The sequence below is a fragment of the Flavobacterium plantiphilum genome, from assembly GCF_046000495.1.
GTDB lineage: Bacteria > Bacteroidota > Bacteroidia > Flavobacteriales > Flavobacteriaceae > Flavobacterium > Flavobacterium plantiphilum.
This window is the reverse complement of sequence record NZ_JBELQA010000002.1, coordinates 160,244-181,441: the sequence shown is the minus strand read 5'-3', so window position 1 is coordinate 181,441 and position 21,198 is coordinate 160,244. Positions and strand designations below refer to the sequence as shown.

The 21,198-nt window shown below is 33.0% G+C and carries 20 protein-coding genes; 12 read left to right on the top strand and 8 right to left on the bottom strand.

Going from position 1 to position 21,198, the window contains the following annotated elements; genetic code table 11:
- Positions 1–18: 18 nt before the first annotated feature.
- Positions 19–588, bottom strand: a complete 570-nt coding sequence (locus ABS764_RS03540; protein WP_408080036.1) for a 5-formyltetrahydrofolate cyclo-ligase — start codon at positions 586–588, stop codon at positions 19–21.
- Positions 578–1,552, bottom strand: a complete 975-nt coding sequence (locus ABS764_RS03535; RefSeq protein WP_408080034.1) for a succinylglutamate desuccinylase/aspartoacylase family protein — start codon at positions 1,550–1,552, stop codon at positions 578–580. Before ABS764_RS03535 ends, ABS764_RS03540 begins: the two co-directional genes overlap by 11 nt.
- Positions 1,553–1,742: 190 nt before the next feature.
- Here ABS764_RS03535 and uvrC point away from each other — a divergent pair, with 190 nt between their 5' ends.
- The 8 genes from uvrC (at position 1,743) to ABS764_RS03495 (ending at position 12,119) form a co-directional block, all read left to right on the top strand.
- Positions 1,743–3,542 (top strand): excinuclease ABC subunit UvrC, encoded by a 1,800-nt coding sequence (gene uvrC / locus ABS764_RS03530; RefSeq protein ID WP_408080032.1) that lies wholly within the window; start codon positions 1,743–1,745, stop codon positions 3,540–3,542.
- A gap of 29 nt (positions 3,543–3,571) precedes the next feature.
- On the top strand, positions 3,572–5,773 hold the full coding sequence (locus ABS764_RS03525; protein ID WP_408080030.1) for a patatin-like phospholipase family protein: 2,202 nt from the start codon (positions 3,572–3,574) through the stop codon (positions 5,771–5,773).
- Between the two features lie 404 nt (positions 5,774–6,177).
- Complete coding sequence (locus ABS764_RS03520; RefSeq protein ID WP_408080028.1) at positions 6,178–6,948, top strand: DUF3108 domain-containing protein; 771 nt, start codon at positions 6,178–6,180, stop codon at positions 6,946–6,948.
- Positions 6,948–7,880, top strand: a complete 933-nt coding sequence (locus ABS764_RS03515; protein ID WP_408080026.1) for a tryptophan 2,3-dioxygenase family protein — start codon at positions 6,948–6,950, stop codon at positions 7,878–7,880. Before ABS764_RS03520 ends, ABS764_RS03515 begins: the two co-directional genes overlap by 1 nt.
- Positions 7,881–7,909: 29 nt before the next feature.
- Entirely contained in the window at positions 7,910–9,142 is a 1,233-nt protein-coding gene (locus tag ABS764_RS03510) for a peptidoglycan DD-metalloendopeptidase family protein (RefSeq protein WP_408080024.1), read from the top strand.
- Between the two features lie 173 nt (positions 9,143–9,315).
- Positions 9,316–10,959, top strand: a complete 1,644-nt coding sequence (pgi, locus tag ABS764_RS03505) for a glucose-6-phosphate isomerase (RefSeq protein WP_408080022.1) — start codon at positions 9,316–9,318, stop codon at positions 10,957–10,959.
- Between the two features lie 151 nt (positions 10,960–11,110).
- Positions 11,111–11,536, top strand: a complete 426-nt coding sequence (locus tag ABS764_RS03500) for a hypothetical protein (protein ID WP_408080020.1) — start codon at positions 11,111–11,113, stop codon at positions 11,534–11,536.
- 79 nt (positions 11,537–11,615) lie between these two features.
- On the top strand, positions 11,616–12,119 hold the full coding sequence (locus ABS764_RS03495; RefSeq protein ID WP_408080018.1) for a septal ring lytic transglycosylase RlpA family protein: 504 nt from the start codon (positions 11,616–11,618) through the stop codon (positions 12,117–12,119).
- Here ABS764_RS03495 and ABS764_RS03490 read toward each other — a convergent pair whose 3' ends face one another.
- On the bottom strand, positions 12,120–12,587 hold the full coding sequence (locus tag ABS764_RS03490; RefSeq protein ID WP_408080016.1) for a CYTH domain-containing protein: 468 nt from the start codon (positions 12,585–12,587) through the stop codon (positions 12,120–12,122).
- 175 nt (positions 12,588–12,762) lie between these two features.
- Between ABS764_RS03490 and dinB the strand changes: the two genes are divergently transcribed.
- Entirely contained in the window at positions 12,763–13,848 is a 1,086-nt protein-coding gene (dinB, locus tag ABS764_RS03485; RefSeq protein WP_408080014.1) for a DNA polymerase IV, read from the top strand.
- Positions 13,849–13,915: 67 nt separating this feature from the next.
- Here the strand turns inward: dinB and ABS764_RS03480 are convergent, their stop codons facing one another.
- Positions 13,916–14,683 (bottom strand): Bax inhibitor-1/YccA family protein, encoded by a 768-nt coding sequence (locus ABS764_RS03480; protein WP_408080012.1) that lies wholly within the window; start codon positions 14,681–14,683, stop codon positions 13,916–13,918.
- Positions 14,684–14,874: 191 nt separating this feature from the next.
- Between ABS764_RS03480 and ABS764_RS03475 the strand changes: the two genes are divergently transcribed.
- From ABS764_RS03475 to ABS764_RS03465, 3 genes are all read left to right on the top strand, one after another.
- The gene (locus ABS764_RS03475) at positions 14,875–16,272 is read left to right on the top strand and encodes a sensor histidine kinase (protein ID WP_408080010.1); all 1,398 of its coding nucleotides are present in this window, start codon (positions 14,875–14,877) and stop codon (positions 16,270–16,272) included.
- Positions 16,273–16,391: 119 nt separating this feature from the next.
- A complete protein-coding gene (locus ABS764_RS03470) occupies positions 16,392–16,862 on the top strand; it encodes a Dps family protein (protein WP_408080008.1) in 471 nt (156 codons plus the stop codon).
- Between the two features lie 16 nt (positions 16,863–16,878).
- Positions 16,879–17,064, top strand: a complete 186-nt coding sequence (locus ABS764_RS03465; protein WP_408080006.1) for a CsbD family protein — start codon at positions 16,879–16,881, stop codon at positions 17,062–17,064.
- 76 nt (positions 17,065–17,140) lie between these two features.
- On the opposite strand, the gene pyk is transcribed toward ABS764_RS03465, so the two are convergent.
- The 4 genes from pyk to fabF form a co-directional block, all read right to left on the bottom strand.
- Positions 17,141–18,574 (bottom strand): pyruvate kinase, encoded by a 1,434-nt coding sequence (gene pyk, locus ABS764_RS03460; protein ID WP_408080742.1) that lies wholly within the window; start codon positions 18,572–18,574, stop codon positions 17,141–17,143.
- 8 nt (positions 18,575–18,582) lie between these two features.
- On the bottom strand, positions 18,583–19,071 hold the full coding sequence (locus ABS764_RS03455; RefSeq protein WP_408080004.1) for an IPExxxVDY family protein: 489 nt from the start codon (positions 19,069–19,071) through the stop codon (positions 18,583–18,585).
- A 114-nt stretch (positions 19,072–19,185) separates the two neighbouring features.
- On the bottom strand, positions 19,186–19,929 hold the full coding sequence (locus tag ABS764_RS03450; RefSeq protein ID WP_408080002.1) for a ribonuclease III family protein: 744 nt from the start codon (positions 19,927–19,929) through the stop codon (positions 19,186–19,188).
- A gap of 9 nt (positions 19,930–19,938) precedes the next feature.
- Positions 19,939–21,192 carry a beta-ketoacyl-ACP synthase II gene (fabF, locus tag ABS764_RS03445; protein WP_408080000.1) on the bottom strand — a complete coding sequence of 418 codons (1,254 nt, stop codon included), beginning with the start codon at positions 21,190–21,192 and terminating at the stop codon, positions 19,939–19,941.
- Positions 21,193–21,198: the final 6 nt, after the last annotated feature.

The window sequence follows — 21,198 nt, the reverse complement described above, 5'->3', positions numbered from 1 at the left end:
TAATTAGCTGACTAATTCCTAAAACTCATAAATAGTATTAGGAGTTGCACAATAATCCAGTTGCATATCGGCTTCGTGAACATCAGCAATTGATTCTTCGGCTTCAAAGAAAGAAAGTCCTATTTTAATAGTTTCATTTCGACATTCGCTTAAAAATTTATCATAAAAACCTTTGCCGTAGCCCACACGATGTCCTTGTTTATCAAAGGCCAAAAGTGGTACAAAAATAACGTCTATTTTCTGAGAAGGTACTTCTATACCGTCAACAGGTTCAGGAATATTGTACTCGTTTTTTTTGATTTTGGTGCTATCAGTTAAAAGATAATGAATCATTTCCCGGGTTGCAAAATCTGATTTTGAGATAATGATATTTTTATCTCTTCCCGAAAGCAGGTGTAAAATTAATTGGGTATCTATTTCCTGATGTTCAGCAATGGGTAAAAAAACATGGAAATAATCTTTATCCCAAATGGGTAATTTTAATAACTGATTCGCAATGGCTAAACTCATTGTTTCACTATCGTTTTCAGATAATTCTTTGCGAAGTGATTTGTACTTTAAACGTAATGCTTTTTTATTATTTTCCATTCATTATTGTTTTTGAAATATGGTAAATAGCATCTCCCTGGTAAACAATTGGGGAATGGTTGACATTTATGATATAACCATCATTAGGTGCTTTTACTTTTCGTTCAAATTTACCAAAAGGATCAGTAATAGTGGCCAGAATTGTTCCCTTTTTGACAAAGGAATTTATGTGGATTGCATTATGCAACAGTCCTGAAGAATTGGCTCTAATCCAGGTAGATTTTTCAATACAGATGCTTTCTGTTTGTTTTTTGATGGTTTGATGTTTAGGATGAAGCATATTCAAATGCTCTAAAAATCGTTTTACACCTTCCAGACCTTCATTTGCAACAGCATTATTAATGTCTAATGATTTTCCGCCTTCAAAAAGCAGCATTTTCACATTAGACTTTTGACTGGCATTTCTAAAAGAACCTGCAATATTTTTTGAAAATAGTGTAAAAGGAGCGTTGAAAACATCGGCTAAAACTTTTAACTCGGTATTATTGGGTTCAAGGCGAATTTGCGGAGCGTTAAATCTCCCGGCTCCACCGGCATGAAAGTCGATTGCATAATCCACATGAGGCATAATTTGGGTGAGTATATGATAAGCAAACTGGCTGGCCAGCGAGCCTTTTTTACTTCCGGGAAAAACCCGGTTTAAATCCCTTCCGTCAGGAAATTGCCGGGATTGATTGATGAAACCAAACATATTGACAATAGGAATACAGATAATTGTTCCTTTTTTAGGCTTATTAATTTTCTTAGTGATAATTTGGCGTACAATTTCAATTCCGTTTATTTCATCACCGTGAATACCTGCTGAAAATAATACTACGGGACCGTCAGTTTTAGAACGCTGAATTATTATTGGGATTTTTAATTTTGCTGAGTTGTGCAGTTTAGCAATTTCCATGTCGATGGTTTTGCTTTCGCCCGGTAAAATAGTCTCTCCCAGAATGGTGATGGATCTTATATTTCTCATTTCAGAATTAAAAAGTTAAAAATATGTAATTATTAGTTGTGAATCATAAGTTGTGAGTTGTTTTTCGTTTTAGAAAAATGTTATTTGTAAATTTGTTTGATAATAATTTGAAAAATCCGTTTCAACTGTAACTGATTTTCAATATACATTGCAATATAAAAGTCGTTAATTAGTAATATTACTATATCAAATGCCAATTCCAGCTCTCGAACTTCAAATACAAACTTTACCCGATGGTCCCGGTGTTTATCAGTATTATGATAAAGAAGGTAAAATTTTATATGTAGGCAAAGCCAAAAATTTAAAAAAACGTGTTTCCTCTTATTTTAATAAAGTTCATGATATTGCAAAAACCAATGTGCTGGTTAAGAAAATTGTAACTATAAAACACATTGTGGTTCCTACCGAAACGGATGCACTTTTGCTGGAAAACAATTTGATAAAAACCCTTCAGCCACGCTACAATATCAATTTAAAAGATGATAAAAGTTATCCGTGGATTTGTATTAAGAAAGAACCTTTTTCGCGAATATTTTCTACCCGAAGAATGATTAAAGACGGTTCGGAATATTTTGGTCCCTATACCAGTTTTAAAACAGTCCATACCATTTTAGATCTCATCAAAGAATTGTATTCGCTTAGAACCTGCAATTATGATTTAAGTGAATCCAATATTGAAAGCGGAAAATTTAAAGTTTGTCTGGAATATCATATTGGTAACTGTAAAGGTCCTTGTGAAGGTTTGGAATCATTAGAAGAATATCAGAAAAAAGTAGATGCAATCCGTGAAATTCTGAAAGGAAATTTTAAGGAAAGTTTGAAAGATTTCAGGAAACTGATGATGGAGCAGGCACAAAAAATGCATTTTGAGGAAGCGCAAAAAATAAAGGAAAAAATAGAGGTTTTAGAAAATTATCAATCGCGTTCTACGATTATCAATCCTAAAATCACCAATATTGATGTGTTTTCTATAGTCTCTGACGAAAGTGCCGCATATGTGAATTTTTTACAAATTTCGCATGGTTCTATTATTCGTTCGCATACTTTAGAAATCAAGAAAAAATTAGCTGAAACAGATGAAGAATTGCTGGAACTGGCTATTGTAGAATTAAGAGAACGCTTTCAGTTGTTGTCAAAAGAAGTGATTGTGCCGTTTGCAGTTGATTTAGGCGAAAATATCAAAGTCACTGTGCCGCAATTAGGGGATAAGAAGCAAATTTTAGATTTATCCATTCGAAATGCTAAATTCTATCGTATTGAACAATTAAAGCAATTGCAAATTGTAGATCCTGACAGGCATACTAACAGGATTATGGCTCAAATGAAAAAAGATTTGCTTTTGCCTGCTGAACCAAGGCATATTGAATGTTTTGATAACTCTAATATTCAGGGAACCAATCCTGTTTCGGCCTGTGTGGTTTTTAAAGATGGAAAACCAAGTAAGAAAGATTACCGCCATTTTAATATAAAAACAGTTGAAGGACCCAATGATTTTGCCTCAATGGAAGAGGTTGTTTACAGGCGTTATAAAAGAATGCTCGATGAAGAACAGCCTTTGCCCCAACTTATAATAATTGACGGAGGAAAAGGACAGCTGTCATCGGCTTTAAAGAGTTTGGACGATTTAGGTTTAAGAGGAAAAATCAGTATTATAGGTATTGCCAAAAGACTGGAAGAATTGTTTTATCCCGGTGATTCCGTGCCGCTGTATTTAGATAAAAAGTCTGAAACCTTAAAGGTTATTCAGCAATTGCGAAACGAAGCCCATCGTTTTGGGATTACGCATCATCGGGATAAAAGGAGTAAAGCTGCTTTAAATTCTTCAATAGAATCCATACCGGGAATTGGTGAAAAAACGATGCAGACATTAATAAAGCACTTTAAAAGTGTTAAAAGATTGAAATTGGCAACAGAAAAAGAGATTTCAGACGTAGTAGGTCTATCAAAAGCCAAAAAAATTACCGATTTTTACAGAACCACAACAAGCTGATTTTAAATACTAAAGAAGAATATTGTTTTATGAAAAAATCCATCCTTTTATTGCTTATTTTTTTTAGTGGTTTGAGCATATTTGCGCAGAAAAAAGACCGACCAAAAATAGGATTGGTATTAAGTGGTGGTGGCGCAAAAGGGTTTGCTCATATAGGTGTTCTCAAAGTTTTGGAAGAAGCCGGTGTTAAGATTGATTACATTGGCGGAACCAGTATGGGAGCTGTTGTTGGTGGTTTGTATGCATCAGGTTACAATGCTGCTCAGCTGGATTCTATTTTTAATAAAACCGATTTTGACGAACTGTTAAGTGATTATATTCCCAGAGCGACTAAGAATTTTTATGAAAAAAGAAATGATGAGGTATATGCCCTTGTACTCCCTTTTAATAAATACAAAATAGGAATCCCTGATGCGCTTTCTAAAGGCTTGTATAATTTTAATTTACTGAGCAGGATAACCAGGAATGTCCGCCATATACGTGATTTTAATAAGTTGCCCATTCCTTTTTTATGTATTGGTTCAGATATTGAAACTGGCGAACAGGTGGTTTTGAATAAAGGAAATTTAGCCAGAGCAATGATAGCCAGTTCAGCTTTCCCGTCGTTATTTTCTCCGGTAGAATATCAGGATCGTTTTTTGGTTGACGGGGGTGTGGTTAATAATTATCCAATAGATGAGATTAGAAAGTTAGGTGCGGATATCATAATCGGGGTTGATGTTCAAAATGACTTATTGGATAGAAATGCACTTAACGATGCTACCAAAATTTTAGTTCAGATTACTAACCTTCATTCTATCGATAAGATGAAGGAGAACATTTTAAAAACCGATATTTATATTCGTCCTGATATTAGAGATTATGGTGTGATGTCTTTTGACAGTGGAAGAGAAATTGTAGGAAAAGGAGAAGAAGCAGCTTTTTCAGTTTTTGAGAGATTGAAACAATTAGGAGCACAATCAGGGAATTATAAAAAACCGGGGCTAAAGAATCAGACAGACAGTTTAAAGGTTGTAAGTATTAATTGTAATAAATTAAAGAATTATACTAAGGAGTATATCTATGGAAAATTAAGGTTTAAACCGGATTCTAAAATTAGTTATGAGCAATTGCAGACAGGAATTAATAATTTAAATGCCACAGGAAACTTTAGTGCAATTGATTATTATTTTGACAAAAATGAAGAAACAGATGATTTAAATTTAGTTTTAAAAGAAAATCCGACAAATACTTATTTAAAATTCGGAATGCATTATGACGGACTTTATAAAAGTGCTGTTTTGGTTAATATGACACATAAAAAGAATTTCTTCAAGAATGATGTTGCTTCATTAGATGTGATTTTAGGGGATAATTTCAGATACAATTTTGATTATTATATAGAAAACGGATATAATATAAGTGTAGGATTTAAATCGTTTCTTAATCAATTTAACCGGAATGTAGAAGGGCAGATAAGTAATTTAGATCTGGAAGGTTTAGGTGTTAATTCATTAAATGTGGATTTATATGATTTTACAAACCAGATGTATGTGCAAACCTTATTTGCTCAGCATTTTCTAATTGGCGGCGGATTAGAATACAAATATTTAAATATTAATTCTAAGACTTTAGCGAATGCTGATCCACAAATTGATAAGAGTGATTACCTGAGTGTTTTTGCACGGTTGAATTTTGATTCTTTTGATGATATTTTTTTTCCTAAAAAAGGCTGGAGTTTTTCAGCGGATATTCATTCTTATTTGTATTCTTCGGATTATACTAAAGAATTTGAACCGTTTTCAATTGCAAAAGCTAATTTTGGTGTGGCTTTTAATCTGTTCAAATCAGCGAATATAAAAATTCAGTCAGAGGCAGGTTTTTCATTTGGTGAAAAAAGTGTTTCTTTTTTTAATTTCATTCTCGGAGGTTTTGGATATAATGTTTCCAATAATTTCAGTCATTTTTATGGTTATGATTTTTTAAGTCTTGGTGGAAACAGCTATATTAAATCGACTGTGACGTTTGATTATGAAATCTTTAAAAACAATCATGTTAATTTTACTGCGAATTATGCAAATATAGGAGATGACATTTTTTCCACTGTCGGCTGGGTTTCAATTCCTGAATTTTCAGGATATGCGTTAGGATATGGATTAGAAACCGTTATAGGTCCCATTGAAATAAAACGAAGCTGGTCTCCGGAAACGAATGCAAATTATACCTGGTTTAGTGTAGGATTTCCTTTTTAGCGTCTTGAAGAGACGTTTAGAGATAAAAATACCTCCTTTTTTGTATTAAAAAAAGCCATAGTAGCCAAATTTCCACTTTTGATTTTAAAGCTAAAATTATCACTTTTATTTTTTATTCCTTCTTTTTTTATGATAAGTAAAAAAAAATACCATTGATTGCGAATCTTATTTTAAAATTTTGTTAAACTGAATTTTTATTATAAAAATCGCAGTTTCTTGCCGTATCTTTGCTATATCAAAACAAAAGGGGTGGTTTCCTTTTGGTTTATATAAATTTAATAATTTATAATTTTTTGGTTGGTTAATAGCATAAAAACTCAGTCATTATTTGACTGAGTTTTTTTGTTTTAATATATTTGGAACAAAATTTGCAAGTTTAATCAATAAATTATTAAAAGTAAATTATGAAAAAAATAATCCTACTAATATTATTGATTTTAACGACCGGTTTTGATTCCCAAAATGATCACGCTTATGGTGTGGGTGAATGGTTCAAATTCCGTATTCACTACGGATTTGTAAATGCTGGATATGCAACCCTTGAAGTCAAAGAAGCTACCATAGATAATAAAAAAGTGTTTCATGTTGTGGGAAAAGGATATACAACAGGTGTATCAAAGTTTTTTTTTAAAGTTGTTGATGTTTATGAAAGTTATATTGATAAAGAGTCTGGTAATCCCTATCAGTTCGTAAGAAACATTAATGAAGGTGGTTATACTAAAAATCAGGAAGGCTTTTTTAACCAGTCATCTAATAGAGTCACTGTAAAAGACTATAAAAGAAAGACCGAAAAAACATTCGTTGTTCCCAAAAATACTCAGGATATATTATCTACTTTTTATTACTTAAGAAATTATCCTACAATAGATAAAATCAAACCGGGAGAGTCTATTGAAATAGATATGTTTTTTGATGATGAAACCACAAAATTTAAGTTAAAATTTGTGGGGCGTCAGGATATTACAACTAAATTTGGGGTTGTTCCTTCAATGGTTTTTAAACCTTTAGTACAATCAGGCCGTGTTTTTAAAGAAAAAGAGAGTTTAACGGTCTGGGTATCTGATGATCAGAACAGATTGCCGCTCCGTATTAAGGCTGATTTAGCTGTAGGGTCGCTTAAAGCCGATTTGGATGCTTTCAAAGGATTGAAGGGTCCGTTTAAAATAAAAAAGTAATGAATATTAATGCGAATACAGCAAGTATTTTAAAAGAAATAGAGCAGAAATACGAAGCTATAAATCAAAAAACAGATACGCAACTTGAAGGTTTGCTTTGGTCAAAACCCACTACTTATTGGGATTATATCCAGACTGATGCTTTATTAAATCTACAAATTCAAAGAACCGTCCTCCCTGATGAAATGGTATTTATTCTTTATCATCAAACCAATGAACTGATATTCAAAATGATTCTTTGGGAGATGAATCAGATTTCGCATGCTGAGAATAATGATACCGTTTTTTTTACTGAAAGGCTGTTACGCATTAGTCGCTATTTTGATATGCTGACCAACTCTTTTTCTATTATGGAAAATGGTATGGATGTTAGCCAATACATGAAATTTCGAAATACACTTACTCCTGCATCCGGATTTCAAAGTGCACAGTACCGATTAATTGAATTTTGTGCTACTGATTTAGTTAATTTAATTGATAATCGTTTTAGAAAAGCATTTGATAATACTATTTCAAATGAAAGAGCGTTTGATATGCTGTATTGGCAAGCAGCGGGTAAAGATTATCATACGGGAAAGAAAACCTATACCTTAGAAGTATTTGAAAAAAAATATAAAGCTACTTTCTTAGATTATATGGAAGAGTATAAGTCAATTAATATTTGGCAAAAATACAAACAACTTCCTGTTCAGGATCAGGAACTTCCTGCTCTGAAAGATGCCATGCGTCATTTTGATTATACAGTAAATATTACCTGGGTAATGCAGCATTTGAATGTAGCTATTAAGTACATTGATCAAAGTGGTATGGGAGACGGAGAAGCGACAGGCGGAAGTGACTGGCGTAAATATATGCATCCGAAATATCAAAAAAGAATATTTTTTCCGGAATTATGGAGTGAAGCTGAATTGGCAAATTGGGGACAAGAATAATAAGTAGAATTGAATAAATATATAAAAGTTTGAAGTACGTTTTAACAATTATAATTGCATTAGTCTTAGTAGTATCATGTAAAAAATCAGATGATGAAACTGGAAAGAAGAAAGTTGTTCAAAAAATAATTCCCATAAAAGATAATTCTGATTTTGGATTCAACTTTGCCGACTATAATGTAGTTCATGATACTGTTAAAAGAGGTGATACTTTTGGAACAATTATAAGTAAACAAAATATTGGAGACCGCAAAATTTATGAGATTGTAAACAGTATTAAAGATACATTCGATGTACGCAGTATCAGACCCAAAAGAACGTTTACGATGCTTCGTTCTAAAGATAAAACCAATAAACTTCAGGTTTTTGTTTATCAGCCTAATGATTTAACTTATTATGTTTTTGACTTACGGGATTCAGCAGTTGTAGCCTATAAAAAAGTAAGACCTGTTACTATTAAGCGAAGATTAATTACCGGAGTTTTAAAAGGATCTTTATCAGAAACCTTATCTAATTCAGGTGTAGAACCTAATCTGGCAAATCGAATTACAAAAATTTATTCCTGGTCTATTGACTTTTTTAAATTAAAGAAAGGGGATCGCTTTGGTGTTATTTTTAATGAGCGTTATATCAACGATTCTATTTATAATGGTGTTAGTAATATAGAAGGAACTTTTTTTGAATACAAAGGTAAAATTATGTACGCTTTTCCTTTTGTACAAAATCAGGCTTCAGGTAAAGTTGATTATTATGATGAAGAAGGGAAAACAATGAAAAACCTGTTCCTTAAATCGCCTATAAAATTTAGCAGAATAACTTCGAGATTTACGATGCGAAGATACCATCCGGTACAGCATAAATGGAAAGCACATAAAGGAACGGATTACGCTGCACCTACAGGAACACCTATTATGACTACGGCTACCGGAGTTGTCGAAAGAACCGGTTATACTGCCGGAAACGGGAATTATGTAAAAGTAAAACATAACGGAACTTACTCTACTCAGTATTTACATATGTCAAAAATTTTAGTAAGGCGGGGTCAGCATGTTAATCAGGGCGATATTATTGGTCGTGTAGGAAGTACCGGTTTAGCAACAGGACCACATGTTTGTTATCGCTTTTGGAAAAATGGTGTGCAGGTAGATGCTCTTAGGTTAAAACTGCCTACAGGAACTCCAATGGAAAGTGCTAATAAAGCCCGATTCCTCAAAACAATCGAACCGTTAAAAAGAGAGCTTGACAGTATCGGAAACTTATAATAAAAGAGATATAGATGGCAATCTAAAAAAAATAGGAGAGGTAATTCATCAGGAGTTATCTCTCTTTTTTTGTAAATAAACTGGTTGGTTTTTTATGTTTTATAGTCGGAATCATTTCTGCTATTACAACTAATTTCAGTATTTTTACGAACAAAACTAAAAACAAAAACATAATGGCTTTAAGTACACTAAACCCAACTCAGACCAATTCCTGGAAAAAGCTTGAAAAACATTTTGAAGAAATTCGTAATATTTCTATGCAGGAAATGTTTAAAAAAGATGCTTCAAGAGCAGAAAAATTCAGTATTCTCTGGAATGATTTTTTAATAGATTATTCTAAAAATATAGTGAATCAGGAAACGATGTCTTTGTTGCTTGATTTGGTTAACGAAATGGGACTTAAAAACGGAATTCAGGACTATTTTGAAGGCGGAATTATTAATCAGACAGAAAACAGAGCAGTACTTCATACAGCATTAAGAGCTAAAGAATCAGCAGTAATTAATGTAAACGGAATAAATGTCATTCCTGAAGTATATGAAGTAAAAAATAAAATTAAAGGTTTTACAGATGAAATTACTTCTGGAAAAAGAACAGGATATACCGGAAAAGCTTTTACAGATGTAGTTAATATTGGGATTGGTGGTTCTGATTTAGGGCCGGCAATGGTAGTGGAAGCTTTGCAGTATTACAAAAATAATTTAAATGTTCATTTTGTTTCGAATGTTGACGGAGATCATGTTAATGAAATAATTAAAAAATTAGACCCGGAAACGACTCTTTTTGTAATTGTTTCTAAAACTTTCACCACTCAGGAAACCTTGACCAATTCAGAAACAATCAGAAAATGGTTTTTAAAATCGGCCTCTCAGCAAGATGTGGCTAAACATTTTGTAGCTGTTTCTACCAATTTGCAAAAAGTAACCGAATTCGGAATTAATCCTGACAATGTGTTCCCAATGTGGGACTGGGTTGGAGGTCGTTTTTCACTTTGGAGTGCAGTAGGTTTGTCAATTAGTTTAGCGGTAGGTTTTGATAATTTTGAAGAATTGTTAAAAGGCGCAAACGAAATGGATGAACATTTCAAAACGGCTGATTTTGATCAGAATATACCAGTTGTTTTGGCTTTACTAAGCGTTTGGTATAATAACTTCTTTGGGGCAGAGAGCGAAGCTTTAATTCCATACACACAATATTTACAGAAATTAGCGCCTTATTTACAACAGGGAACTATGGAAAGTAATGGAAAAAGCGTAGGACGTGACGGAAAACCGGTCGATTATCAAACCGGAACAATTATTTGGGGAGAGCCAGGGACAAATGCGCAACATGCCTTTTTTCAGTTGATTCATCAGGGAACAAAATTGATTCCGACAGATTTTATAGGTTACATTCAGCCTTTGTATGGTGACAACAACCATCATGATAAATTAATGTCTAACTTCTTTGCACAAACCGAAGCTTTATTAAACGGAAAGGATGAAACTAAAGTTCAGGCCGAATTTGATAAACAGGGATTGTCGGCTGAAGCAGCTGAGTTTCTTTTGCCATTCAAAGTGTTTGCCGGAAATAAACCAACAAATACTTTCTTAATTCAAAAATTAACGCCTAAATCTTTGGGTTCTTTGATTTCTCTCTACGAACATAAAATTTTTGTACAAGGATTCATCTGGAATATTTTTAGTTACGATCAATGGGGAGTGGAACTTGGAAAGCAATTAGCGAATTCTATTCTGGACGAAATCAATTCGAATGAAGTTAAAAATCACGATAGTTCTACAGCTTCTTTATTAGGTCATTTTTTAAGAAATAAATAACATTTAACCTGTTTTTTATAATTAGCTGATTTTCAGCCGTGATTAAAAAAAATATTGATTCTAAATTAGAAAAACCTCATTTACTAGTAGTATTATGAGGTTTTTTTTATGTCTTTTTTGTTTATATTTGTTAAAAAAAACACCAAAAAACATGGACGGATTTATTCAAAAGTTTCATTCAGGCTGGGCTTATTTAGCGCTTTTATTATTAGTGATTACAGTAATTAACGCTGTCATCGGTTTAGCATCAAAAAAAGAATTTACGCCAAAAGACCGAAAGATTGCTCTTTTTGGATTAATCGGTACACATACTCAGTTATTGATTGGTTTGATATTGTATTTTGTTTCTCCGTTAGGTCTTAATTCTTTAGGGCAAATGTCAGATAAAATGTTACGTTTAACTTCATTAGAACATCCGTTAATTAATATTATTGCGATTACTTTAATCACTATTGGATGGTCAAAACATAAAAAATTAACCACGAGCGAATCAAAATTTAAAACTTTCTCTATTTTCTACGGATTAGGATTAGTTCTTATACTAATTAGAATACCATGGTCGTTATGGTTCAAATAAAAACGTAAAAGTCCTTTTTAGGACTTTTTTTATCTGGGTATAGTTTTTGTTCTAAATAGATTCGAACTAAAAAGTTAATATGAAAAAATCGATAACATTACTTTTTTTATTTTTTGCTGTTTTTGTAAGTGCTCAAAGTAAAATTTCTGAAAAACAAAAAACACTTGTTTCAAAACCTTCTGTTCAGTTACTTGATACACTTCAAAAAAAATATACTTTAATCGATAATAAACGAGGGGTGGTAAAAGATACCCTTCATAATGAAGTTTTTGGTAAATTAAAGATTTACAAGAAAAGTGTTCACGCCTCTTATTACGCAGATAAGTTTAACGGAAAGCGTACTGCAAGTGGTCTGAAATTTAGTAATACTGATTTCACAGCTGCGCATAAAAAATTTCCTTTCGGGACGATGTTAAAAATCACAAACGAGGTCAACGGTAAATCAATTTATGTAGAAGTTACTGATAGGGGACCTTTTGTAAAATCCAGAGAAATTGACTTAACTAAACGGGCATTTATGGAAATTGCAGCAAACAAAAGAGCAGGTTCTATGATAGTAACTATTGAAGAAGTAGTTGAATAATTACCAGTTTTTAAAAGGATTTTTACTTAAATACGAATTATAGTAACGTTTGTCATTGGTTACTTCTTCACCTAACCAATCTGGTTTTTCGAATATTTCTGTCTCTGATTGCAATTCTATTTCCGCCATTTCTAAACCCTCATTTTCACCGTAAAATTCGTCCACTTCATAAATGTGGGAACCTGTTTTTACTTCAAAGCGGGTTTTGTCAATTACCCCTTTTTCGCAAAGTAAAAGCAAATTTTCAGCTTCTTCAACAGTAATTTCTTTCTCCCATTCGAAACGAGACATTCCTGTTGCATCAGAAGGTCCTTTTACAGTTAAATAAGCCTTGTTTTCTTTGATTCTCACTCTTACCGTACGTTCCGGATTAGAGCTTAAATAACCCTGAATAATTCGTTTTTGAGAGAAGGCTGCTTTTTTATAAGCGTTAGAAGTAACTAAAAATTTTCTTTCTATTTCTATCATTTTATATCAGGTTAAATTAGGAGCTTTTTCCGGCTGTTCGCTATATCTTTTTCTTTTTAAAGAAAAAAAGAAAAAGGATGCCGCTGCCATCCGGGCTAGATTACAAACTTCAAATGTATCAAATATTTTACAGGCAATTGATTTCATTTTGACAAATTGAGTATAAATTTGTAACATGTCTGAGATGAGTGCAAATAGAAAAATAATACACATCGATATGGATGCTTTTTATGCTTCTGTTGAGCAAATGGATAACCCTGAGCTTCGGGGAAAACCTATTGCGGTAGGGGGTGCTGAAAATAGAGGTGTGGTTGCGGCAGCCAGCTATGAGGCTAGAAAATTTGGAGTTCGTTCAGCTATAAGCGGGGCCTTGGCTAAGAAAAATTGTCCCGACCTTATTTTTGTTCGCCCGCGTTTTGAAAGGTATAAGGAGATTTCTACTCAGATTCATAAAATTTTTCGGGATTATACAGATTTGATAGAACCGCTTTCACTGGACGAGGCTTATCTTGATGTAACTCAGAATAAAAAAGGAAATCCAAGTGCCAGCTTATTAGCGCAGGAAATTAGAGACAGGATTTTTCATGAAGTAGGATTAACAGCTTCAGCCGGGATTTCAATTAATAAATTTGTCGCTAAAATTGCTAGTGATTATAACAAACCAAATGGACAAAAAACGGTTACGCCTGATGAAGTGATTCCTTTTTTAGAAGTTTTACCTATCAGAAAATTTTATGGAGTGGGTAAAGTAACAACAGAAAAAATGTATCAGTTAGGAATTTTTACAGGCTTAGAATTAAAAAGTAAATCTCTGGAATTTTTACAAAAACATTTTGGTAAAGCAGGGAATTATTATTATCATGTGGTTCGCGGAATTCATAATAGTGAAGTAAAATCAAGCCGGATTGCAAAATCAGTGGCTGCCGAACATACTTTTGAAGTGAATCTTTCTTCTGAGATTTTTATGTTGGAACAATTGGATAAAATTGCCAGTAGTTTAGAACGCCGACTCAGGAAACATACTGTTTCAGGCAAAACAGTAACATTAAAAATAAAGTACAGTGATTTTACTCAACAAACACGAAGCAAGACACTGCCTTATTTTATTGCTGATAAAGTACTGATTTTAGAAACTGTAAAAGAGTTATTGTATCAGGAACGAATGAAAGATTCTGTGCGATTGCTGGGTATTTCAATGAGTAATTTAAATACCGAAGAGAAGAAATCAGTGGTTGCGGTTCAGTTAAAATTTGATTTTTAAAAAAACCGCACATTTGCAAATGAGTTACAATTTGCAAATGTGCGATTAATATATTCATTTAAACAAATTAATTTTTACTTGAAAGCTTCGATAATAATCTTAAGAATTCAACGTATAACCACACTAAGGTTATCATTAATCCCATTGCGCCAAACCATTCCATATATTTTGGCATTCTTTGTTGAACGCCTTGTTCAATACGGTCAAAATCCAGAAACAAGTTTAAGGCTGCAATTACAATTACAAAAACACTAATACCAATACTCCATGTAGAATTTCCATAATGAACCGGCTGATATCCTGTGAAAATGGAAAATAACCACGAAATTAAATAATAAGTAGCAATTGCTAGTGTTGCTGCGATCACAACTGATTTGAACTGTTCTGTTACTTTTACAATTTTAAATTTATAAAGTCCTAAACATACTCCAAAAGTTACAAAAGTCGCTCCTACTGCCTGAATAACAATTCCGGGATAAAGAGCTTCAAAAATTGCGGAAATTCCTCCTATAAATAAACCTTCAAATAAAGCATATCCTGGAGCAAGGTAGCTAGAGTATTGTGGTTTGAATGCCGATATTATCACTAAAACCAATCCTACAATTGCACCGCCAACAGCCGGAAGAATTGGATTCATGCCGTTAAAAGCCATCCACCAGATAACCATAGCCGATGCTGTAAGCAATAAGAATAGCAATATCGTTTTATTAATTGTTCCTGAAAGTGTCATTTGCTGGTCATAACCAATCACAGTGGCTTCATGTACCTGCTCAGCTCTTGAAGTTGCCGAGAAGCTCTTATTGTTTAAAAATGGGTTTTTAGATTTAAAGTTCATTGTAATTTTATTTTTTGTTAGCCAAATATAAATGATATTTATTAAGATTGTTGTTTATTTTTTCTTAATTTTTTATTCTGTGACAGAAGTATTTAGCATACTGAATTTTAATAATTTTGTGATCCTCTAGTAGCAATTACTGTAATTTAACCTCGGCAATCTGTTTTTTTTAAATTAAGTACCATAATATAATGTTCAAACTCTTACCATTAGATCTCAAAACTGTTTTCGAACTTTATTTTTTGGGTAATTTATTTGTCAGTATTCTTATTTTCAGTTATTCTTTTTCTTATGCTACTGCCGAAAACAGGAAGATTGTAAACTGGTATGGTTATGGGAAATTATTATTGACTATAGGCTGGATATTTCTTTTTTTGAGAAATACTATTCCTGATTTCATCTCTATTAATATAGCCAATACGATTGTTTTTTCGGGATGTTGTTATGAAACAATAGCCATATTGTCATTGGTTAAAGCGCGCTCAAAGCAAAAATATGGCTTACAAATAATTGTAACCATTATTGCAGCAGTGATTTTTAATATAGGGACATTCTTAGAATGTACAATTAATACGCGCATTCTTATTGCTTCTGCGGGTTTATTTGCTATTTATCTACAGCCTACAATTAGTTATTTTATTGAAAAAAGACATAATTTTTTTAGGATTTTTTATGGATTTTGCTTTGTAGGATTTGAACTTTTAGTTCTCGTTCGTATTGTCTTTAATTATATCAATCCACAACAGGAATTTTTTTCCTACACCCTTTTTGACAGTGTGTATAACATTGCTTTGTTTTTAGTTTCATTAATTAGTACAGTGGGATTCTTATTGTTGGTAAAAGAAAAGCAAGACATTAAAATTCAAAAGCTTTTAAAGGACAAAAATCAGTTCTTTTCTATCATTGCACATGATCTGAGAGGACCATTGGGGGGATCCGTTGGGCTTTCAGAGATTTTAGCAGAAAATATTGAAGACTACAGCCGTGAAGAAATTAAAGAAATTATTCAAATGCTTCATCAGTCTAATAGAAATAGCTATAAATTATTAGAAAATCTTCTGGATTGGTCTCAGTTACAAACCGGAATGATGGAATATAGCCCAAGAAAACTAACTTTAAACACTTTGATTGAAGAAAATATTGAACTCAATAGGAATGCAGCATTAAATAAAAACATTACACTTTTATATGATTCAGCTGCTTTTATTGAAGTTGAAGCAGATAAAAATATGATTGCTACTATTATACGAAATTTATTGACTAATGCTATTAAGTTTACCAATAAAGACGGTAAAATCGTAGTTAGAATGGAAAAGAAATCAAAAAAAGCTGTTGTTTCTGTTACCGATACCGGAATTGGGATTCCTGGTCATATAAAACAAAAACTATTTAAAAGCAATGCGAAAGTATCACAAAAAGGAACTGATGATGAATTAGGGACAGGACTTGGATTACTCCTTTGCAGTGAATTTATAAAAAAGCATGACGGTGAAATTTGGGTTGAAAGTGAACCGGGCAAAGGCAGCACTTTCACATTTGCTTTACCTTTAGAACCATTAAAAAAAACCAAATCACAAAAAATATTATAGGTTTATTCTTTTACTAGTTAGAATATTATAATAGTACTCCAAAATTGTATAAAACTTCTTGCGGTGTTTGAAGGTATCTTTGTAAAGAACAATTAAAAGAACCCAAAAAGAGTAAAAATATGGAACCTAAAATTGGAATTACAAAAAAAGATTTAAATACAAGTGTTGATTTTTTAACTGTTGTTTTAGCTAATGAAATGCTGCTCTATGTAAAAACAAGAAAATTTCATTGGAATGTTTCCGGAAATAGTTTCATGGAGTTACATAAGTTATTTGAAGAACACTATACTCAATTAGAACATACTATTGATGAAATAGCTGAAAGAATCAGTAAATTAGGTGCAAAAGCTATCGGAACAATGCAGGAATTTATTGATCATGCTACCCTAAAAGAAAACTCAAAAGTTGTTGAACAAAAAGATATGATAAATGAACTTTTATCGGATCATGAGACAATTCTAAAACAATTGCGGGATTATATCAAAGAAATTGAAGAAACAAATGATTACGGGACTGCTGATTTCTTAACGGCTTTATTGCAAAGTCACGAAACACAGGCCTGGACAGTTAGAAAATACATGAATAAATAATTTAAAAAATATCATTATGAATACTACAGAAATTAAAGGAAACTGGAATGAATTAAAAGGTAAATTAAAACAAAAATATGCTGATTTAACAGATGATGATTTGTTGTATACCGAAGGTAAAGAAGATGAAATGCTTGGAAAATTACAGCAAAAATTAGGCAAGTCAAAAGATGAGGTCAGAAAAATTATTGCTGAACTATAGTTTCTAAAATACTATAATAAAAAAATCCGTCTTGGTTAAAAACAAGACGGATTTTATATTTGTAGTTTAGTACGGTTTAGACAATTTCAGAAACTCTCATGGTGTTTACCATTCCTCTTTCTGTAATTGGCATAGAAGCTAAGTTGATAATATAATCACCTGGTACAACATGCCCTTTTTCTTTAGCAATTCTGTTAATATCAGTAACAGTTGTATCAGTACTTTCTTCTTTATCATAAAAATAAGAACGAACTCCCCATAATAAGCTTAACTGAGTAAGGATTCTTTTATTTGAAGTAAATACTAAAATTTCAGCTGTATTTGGTCTCCATGCAGATAATTGGAATGCAGTATAACCGCTGTTTGTCATTGTTGAAATAGCTTTTGCTTCAATAGAGTTAGCCATAACTGCTGCATGACGACAAATAGTTTTAGTGATAAAACGGTTTGTTTTAATTTGTGGTGTATTTTGTGGTACCTGAATTAGCGGAGAATTTTCTACTGCTTCCAGAATTTGTGTCATTTTCTGGATTACCTGTACCGGATAATTCCCGGCAGCTGTCTCACCTGAAAGCATTACTGCGTCGGCTCCATCCATTACAGAGTTTGCAACGTCGTTCACTTCTGCACGTGTTGGTGTTAAACTGGTAATCATTGTTTCCATCATTTGTGTGGCTACAATTACCGGAATTCGGGCCATTTTAGCTCTTCGGATTAAATCTTTTTGTACTAATGGAACTTCGTGAGCAGGAAGTTCAACTCCTAAATCTCCCCGAGCCACCATTAATGCATCGCAATAAGCTACAATTTTATCCATGTTTTCTAATGCTTCGGGCATTTCGATTTTAGCAACAATTGGAATTTTGTATTCAGCGTGTTCTGCAATTAAGTCTTGTAAATCTTTTAAATCCTGTGGTGTTTTAACAAAAGAAAGTGCAATCCAGTCTACTTTTTGGCCTATGGCAAAAATAGCATCCGCAATGTCTTTTTCTGTCAAAGCCGGAAGTGAAATTTTAGTATTTGGCAGGTTTACCCCTTTTTTGGATTTCAGTTCACCACCTTGAACAACTTTAGCAACAACTTCGGTTTTTTTATCAGTAGATACAATTTCAAAAATTAATTTTCCATCATCTAATAAAATTCTCTCTCCCGGATTTACATCATTAGGAAAGTTTTTGTATTTCATGAAAACTCTTTCGGCAGTTCCTAGAATGTCTTCGGCAGTGGTAAATGTGATTAAATCACCATCATTAACAACAACGCCTTCTGTCATCATCCCTACACGAAGCTTAGGACCTTGCAGATCTGCAAGAATAGCTGTAGTGTATCCAAATTCTTCATTAAGTTCTCTGATGATTTTTATTCTGTTTTCTACATCAGTATAGTCAGCATGAGAAAAATTAATTCTAAATACGTTTACACCAGCTTCAACCATGTCCTTTATGATTTCTCTTGTGCTGCAAGCAGGCCCAAGGGTAGCCACAATTTTAGTTTTCTTGTTTGTAGTAATCATTTGCATTAAAAAATTAGATTGTTTTTAGATTTTATTTGTTTTGTTTCAACAGTATATGCTGTTGTTATATTTTCTATAGTATTTAATAGTACTTTTATTTGATTGATATCTATACTGTTATTACTATTGTCTATTTTTAAAAAGTAATCCGCTTTTTTAAATTCAGGCAATAAATATACTTTTGTCGAAATGCCTTCATTGGTATCTGAAAATAAATTTTGAACTTGTTCAGTTTTGTCTGAAACCACTTCGTTTATATTCTGAATTAAATTCCATGCCACAGTATTTTCTTCGTCATAATAATAGAATCTTGAAAATTTTGTTTCCCCTTCTTTGATGTTTATTTGTACTTCATCAGCGTTTTTTGCTAAATTTACAGGAAGTTTCTGATTGATAAAATATGCCAATCGATAATCTTCTAAAGAAGTGTGAATCGCAATAAGATTATAATCAATCTCATCAAATTCGTCAAGATTTAATTTATGAACAGCCATCTTCATTAAAAATAATGATGTAAATATACTATTTCTGTCGAAGTATAAGTGTTGAAAATATAATGAATTCGTTAAATTTAAAACGAAAACGTTGTAGTGTTGAGTAAATTACTATTATTTTTTGTCCATTTTTTCCTGAAAAGCAAAATAGGCCCGTTGTGAAGCTTTTTCCTCAGCTTTCTTTTTAGATGTTGCTCTTGCCTTAGCAATCACTTTTTCGTCAATACTCAATCTGACACCAAATAAGCGCTGTCCGTCAATAGCATTATCTTCAAAGATGTCATAATGAAAATGTCTTTTTTCTTTTTGACACCATTCAATAATTAAACTTTTATAGCTGATTACTTTTCCTTCCAGTCTGGAAATATCTACATACGGAATGATTACTTTTTGTTGAATAAATTTTTCACAATAAGAATATCCTTTGTCTAAATATATTGCTCCGATGAGAGATTCAAAGATATTTCCGTGAATGTTTTCGCCAAAATGTTGTACAGGAACTTTGCTTTCTACAAACCGAATCAGATCTAGGTCTTTTCCGAGTTCATTTAAATGTTCCCTGCTTACAATTTTGGAACGCATTTTAGTCAAATAACCCTCATCCCCATAGGGTGCTTCATTAAATAAATGTGCAGCAATAACAGAGCTCAGCATGGCATCCCCTAAAAACTCCAGTCGCTCATAACTAACCGGATTTCCCGTAGTGTCGACTTTGCCGGAAGAACGATGGGTAAAAGCTTTTTGATAATGATTCAACTCACCAGGAGGAAAGCCCAGAATTTTTTGGATTGTATCAAAAAAAATCCCGTCTTCTTGAGAACGACGGGATTTTGTAAATATTTTTTTGAATATACTCATAGTATAAAATTAGAATCCTAATTTTTTTACTAATACACATGCATTGTGACCTCCAAAACCAAAAGTATTACTCATAACAACATTCATGTCTCTTTTTTGAGCTACATTGAAGGTGAAATTTAACTTAGGGTCTATTTTTTCATCATCTGTAAAATGATTGATAGTTGGAGGGACGATTCCGTGTTTTATAGAAAGAATAGCAGAGATTGTTTCAATTGCTCCGGCAGCTCCTAATAAATGACCTGTCATAGATTTTGTTGAATTCAGATTCATGGTATATGCATGTTCTCCAAAAACCTGTTCGATAGCTTTACTTTCGGCCATGTCGCCAAGTGGTGTTGAAGTTCCGTGCATATTTACACCGTCAACATCAGTTGGTTTTAAACCAGCATCTCTTAAACAGTTTAGCATTACATTTTTAGCACCTAATCCTTCCGGGTGAGGAGCTGTAATATGATGTGCATCAGCTGACATACCGCCACCGCCAATTTCGCAATAGATAGTTGCTCCACGCGCTATAGCATGTTCGTATTCTTCAAGAATTAAAGCACCGGCACCTTCTCCTAAAACAAAACCATCACGGTCTTTATCCATTGGTCTTGATGCAGTTTTCGGATCGTCATTTCGTGTAGAAAGGGCATGCATAGCATTAAAACCTCCCATTCCGGCAATGGTTACAGCTGCTTCTGAGCCTCCTGTTACCATCACATCAGCATGTCCTAATCGAATATAATTAAAAGCATCAATAATGGCATTCGTAGATGATGCACAGGCCGAAACAGTGGTGAAATTTGGTCCTCTGAAACCGTATTTTATAGAAATGTGACCCCCGGCTATATCAGCAATCATTTTTGGAATAAAGAAAGGATTGAATTTTGGTGTGCCATCACCAGCTGCATAATTAAGAACTTCTATTTGAAAAGTTTCCAAACCTCCTATTCCTGATCCCCAGATAACACCAGCTCTGTCCTTGTCTAACTTTTCAAGATTAAAACCAGCATCTTGTACGGCTTCCTCAGCTGCAACCAATGCATATTGTGCATAACGGTCCATTTTTCGAGCTTCTTTTCTGTCTATAAAGTCTTCAACATTGAAGTTTTTCACTTCGCAGGCAAAATGGGTTCTAAACTTTGAAGCATCATAATATGTTATCGGAGCAGCACCGCTGACACCGTTAATAAGCCCGTTCCAATACTCCTCAATGTTGTTTCCAATAGGAGTAAGAGCACCCAGACCTGTTACAACAACTCGTTTTAATACCATATATTC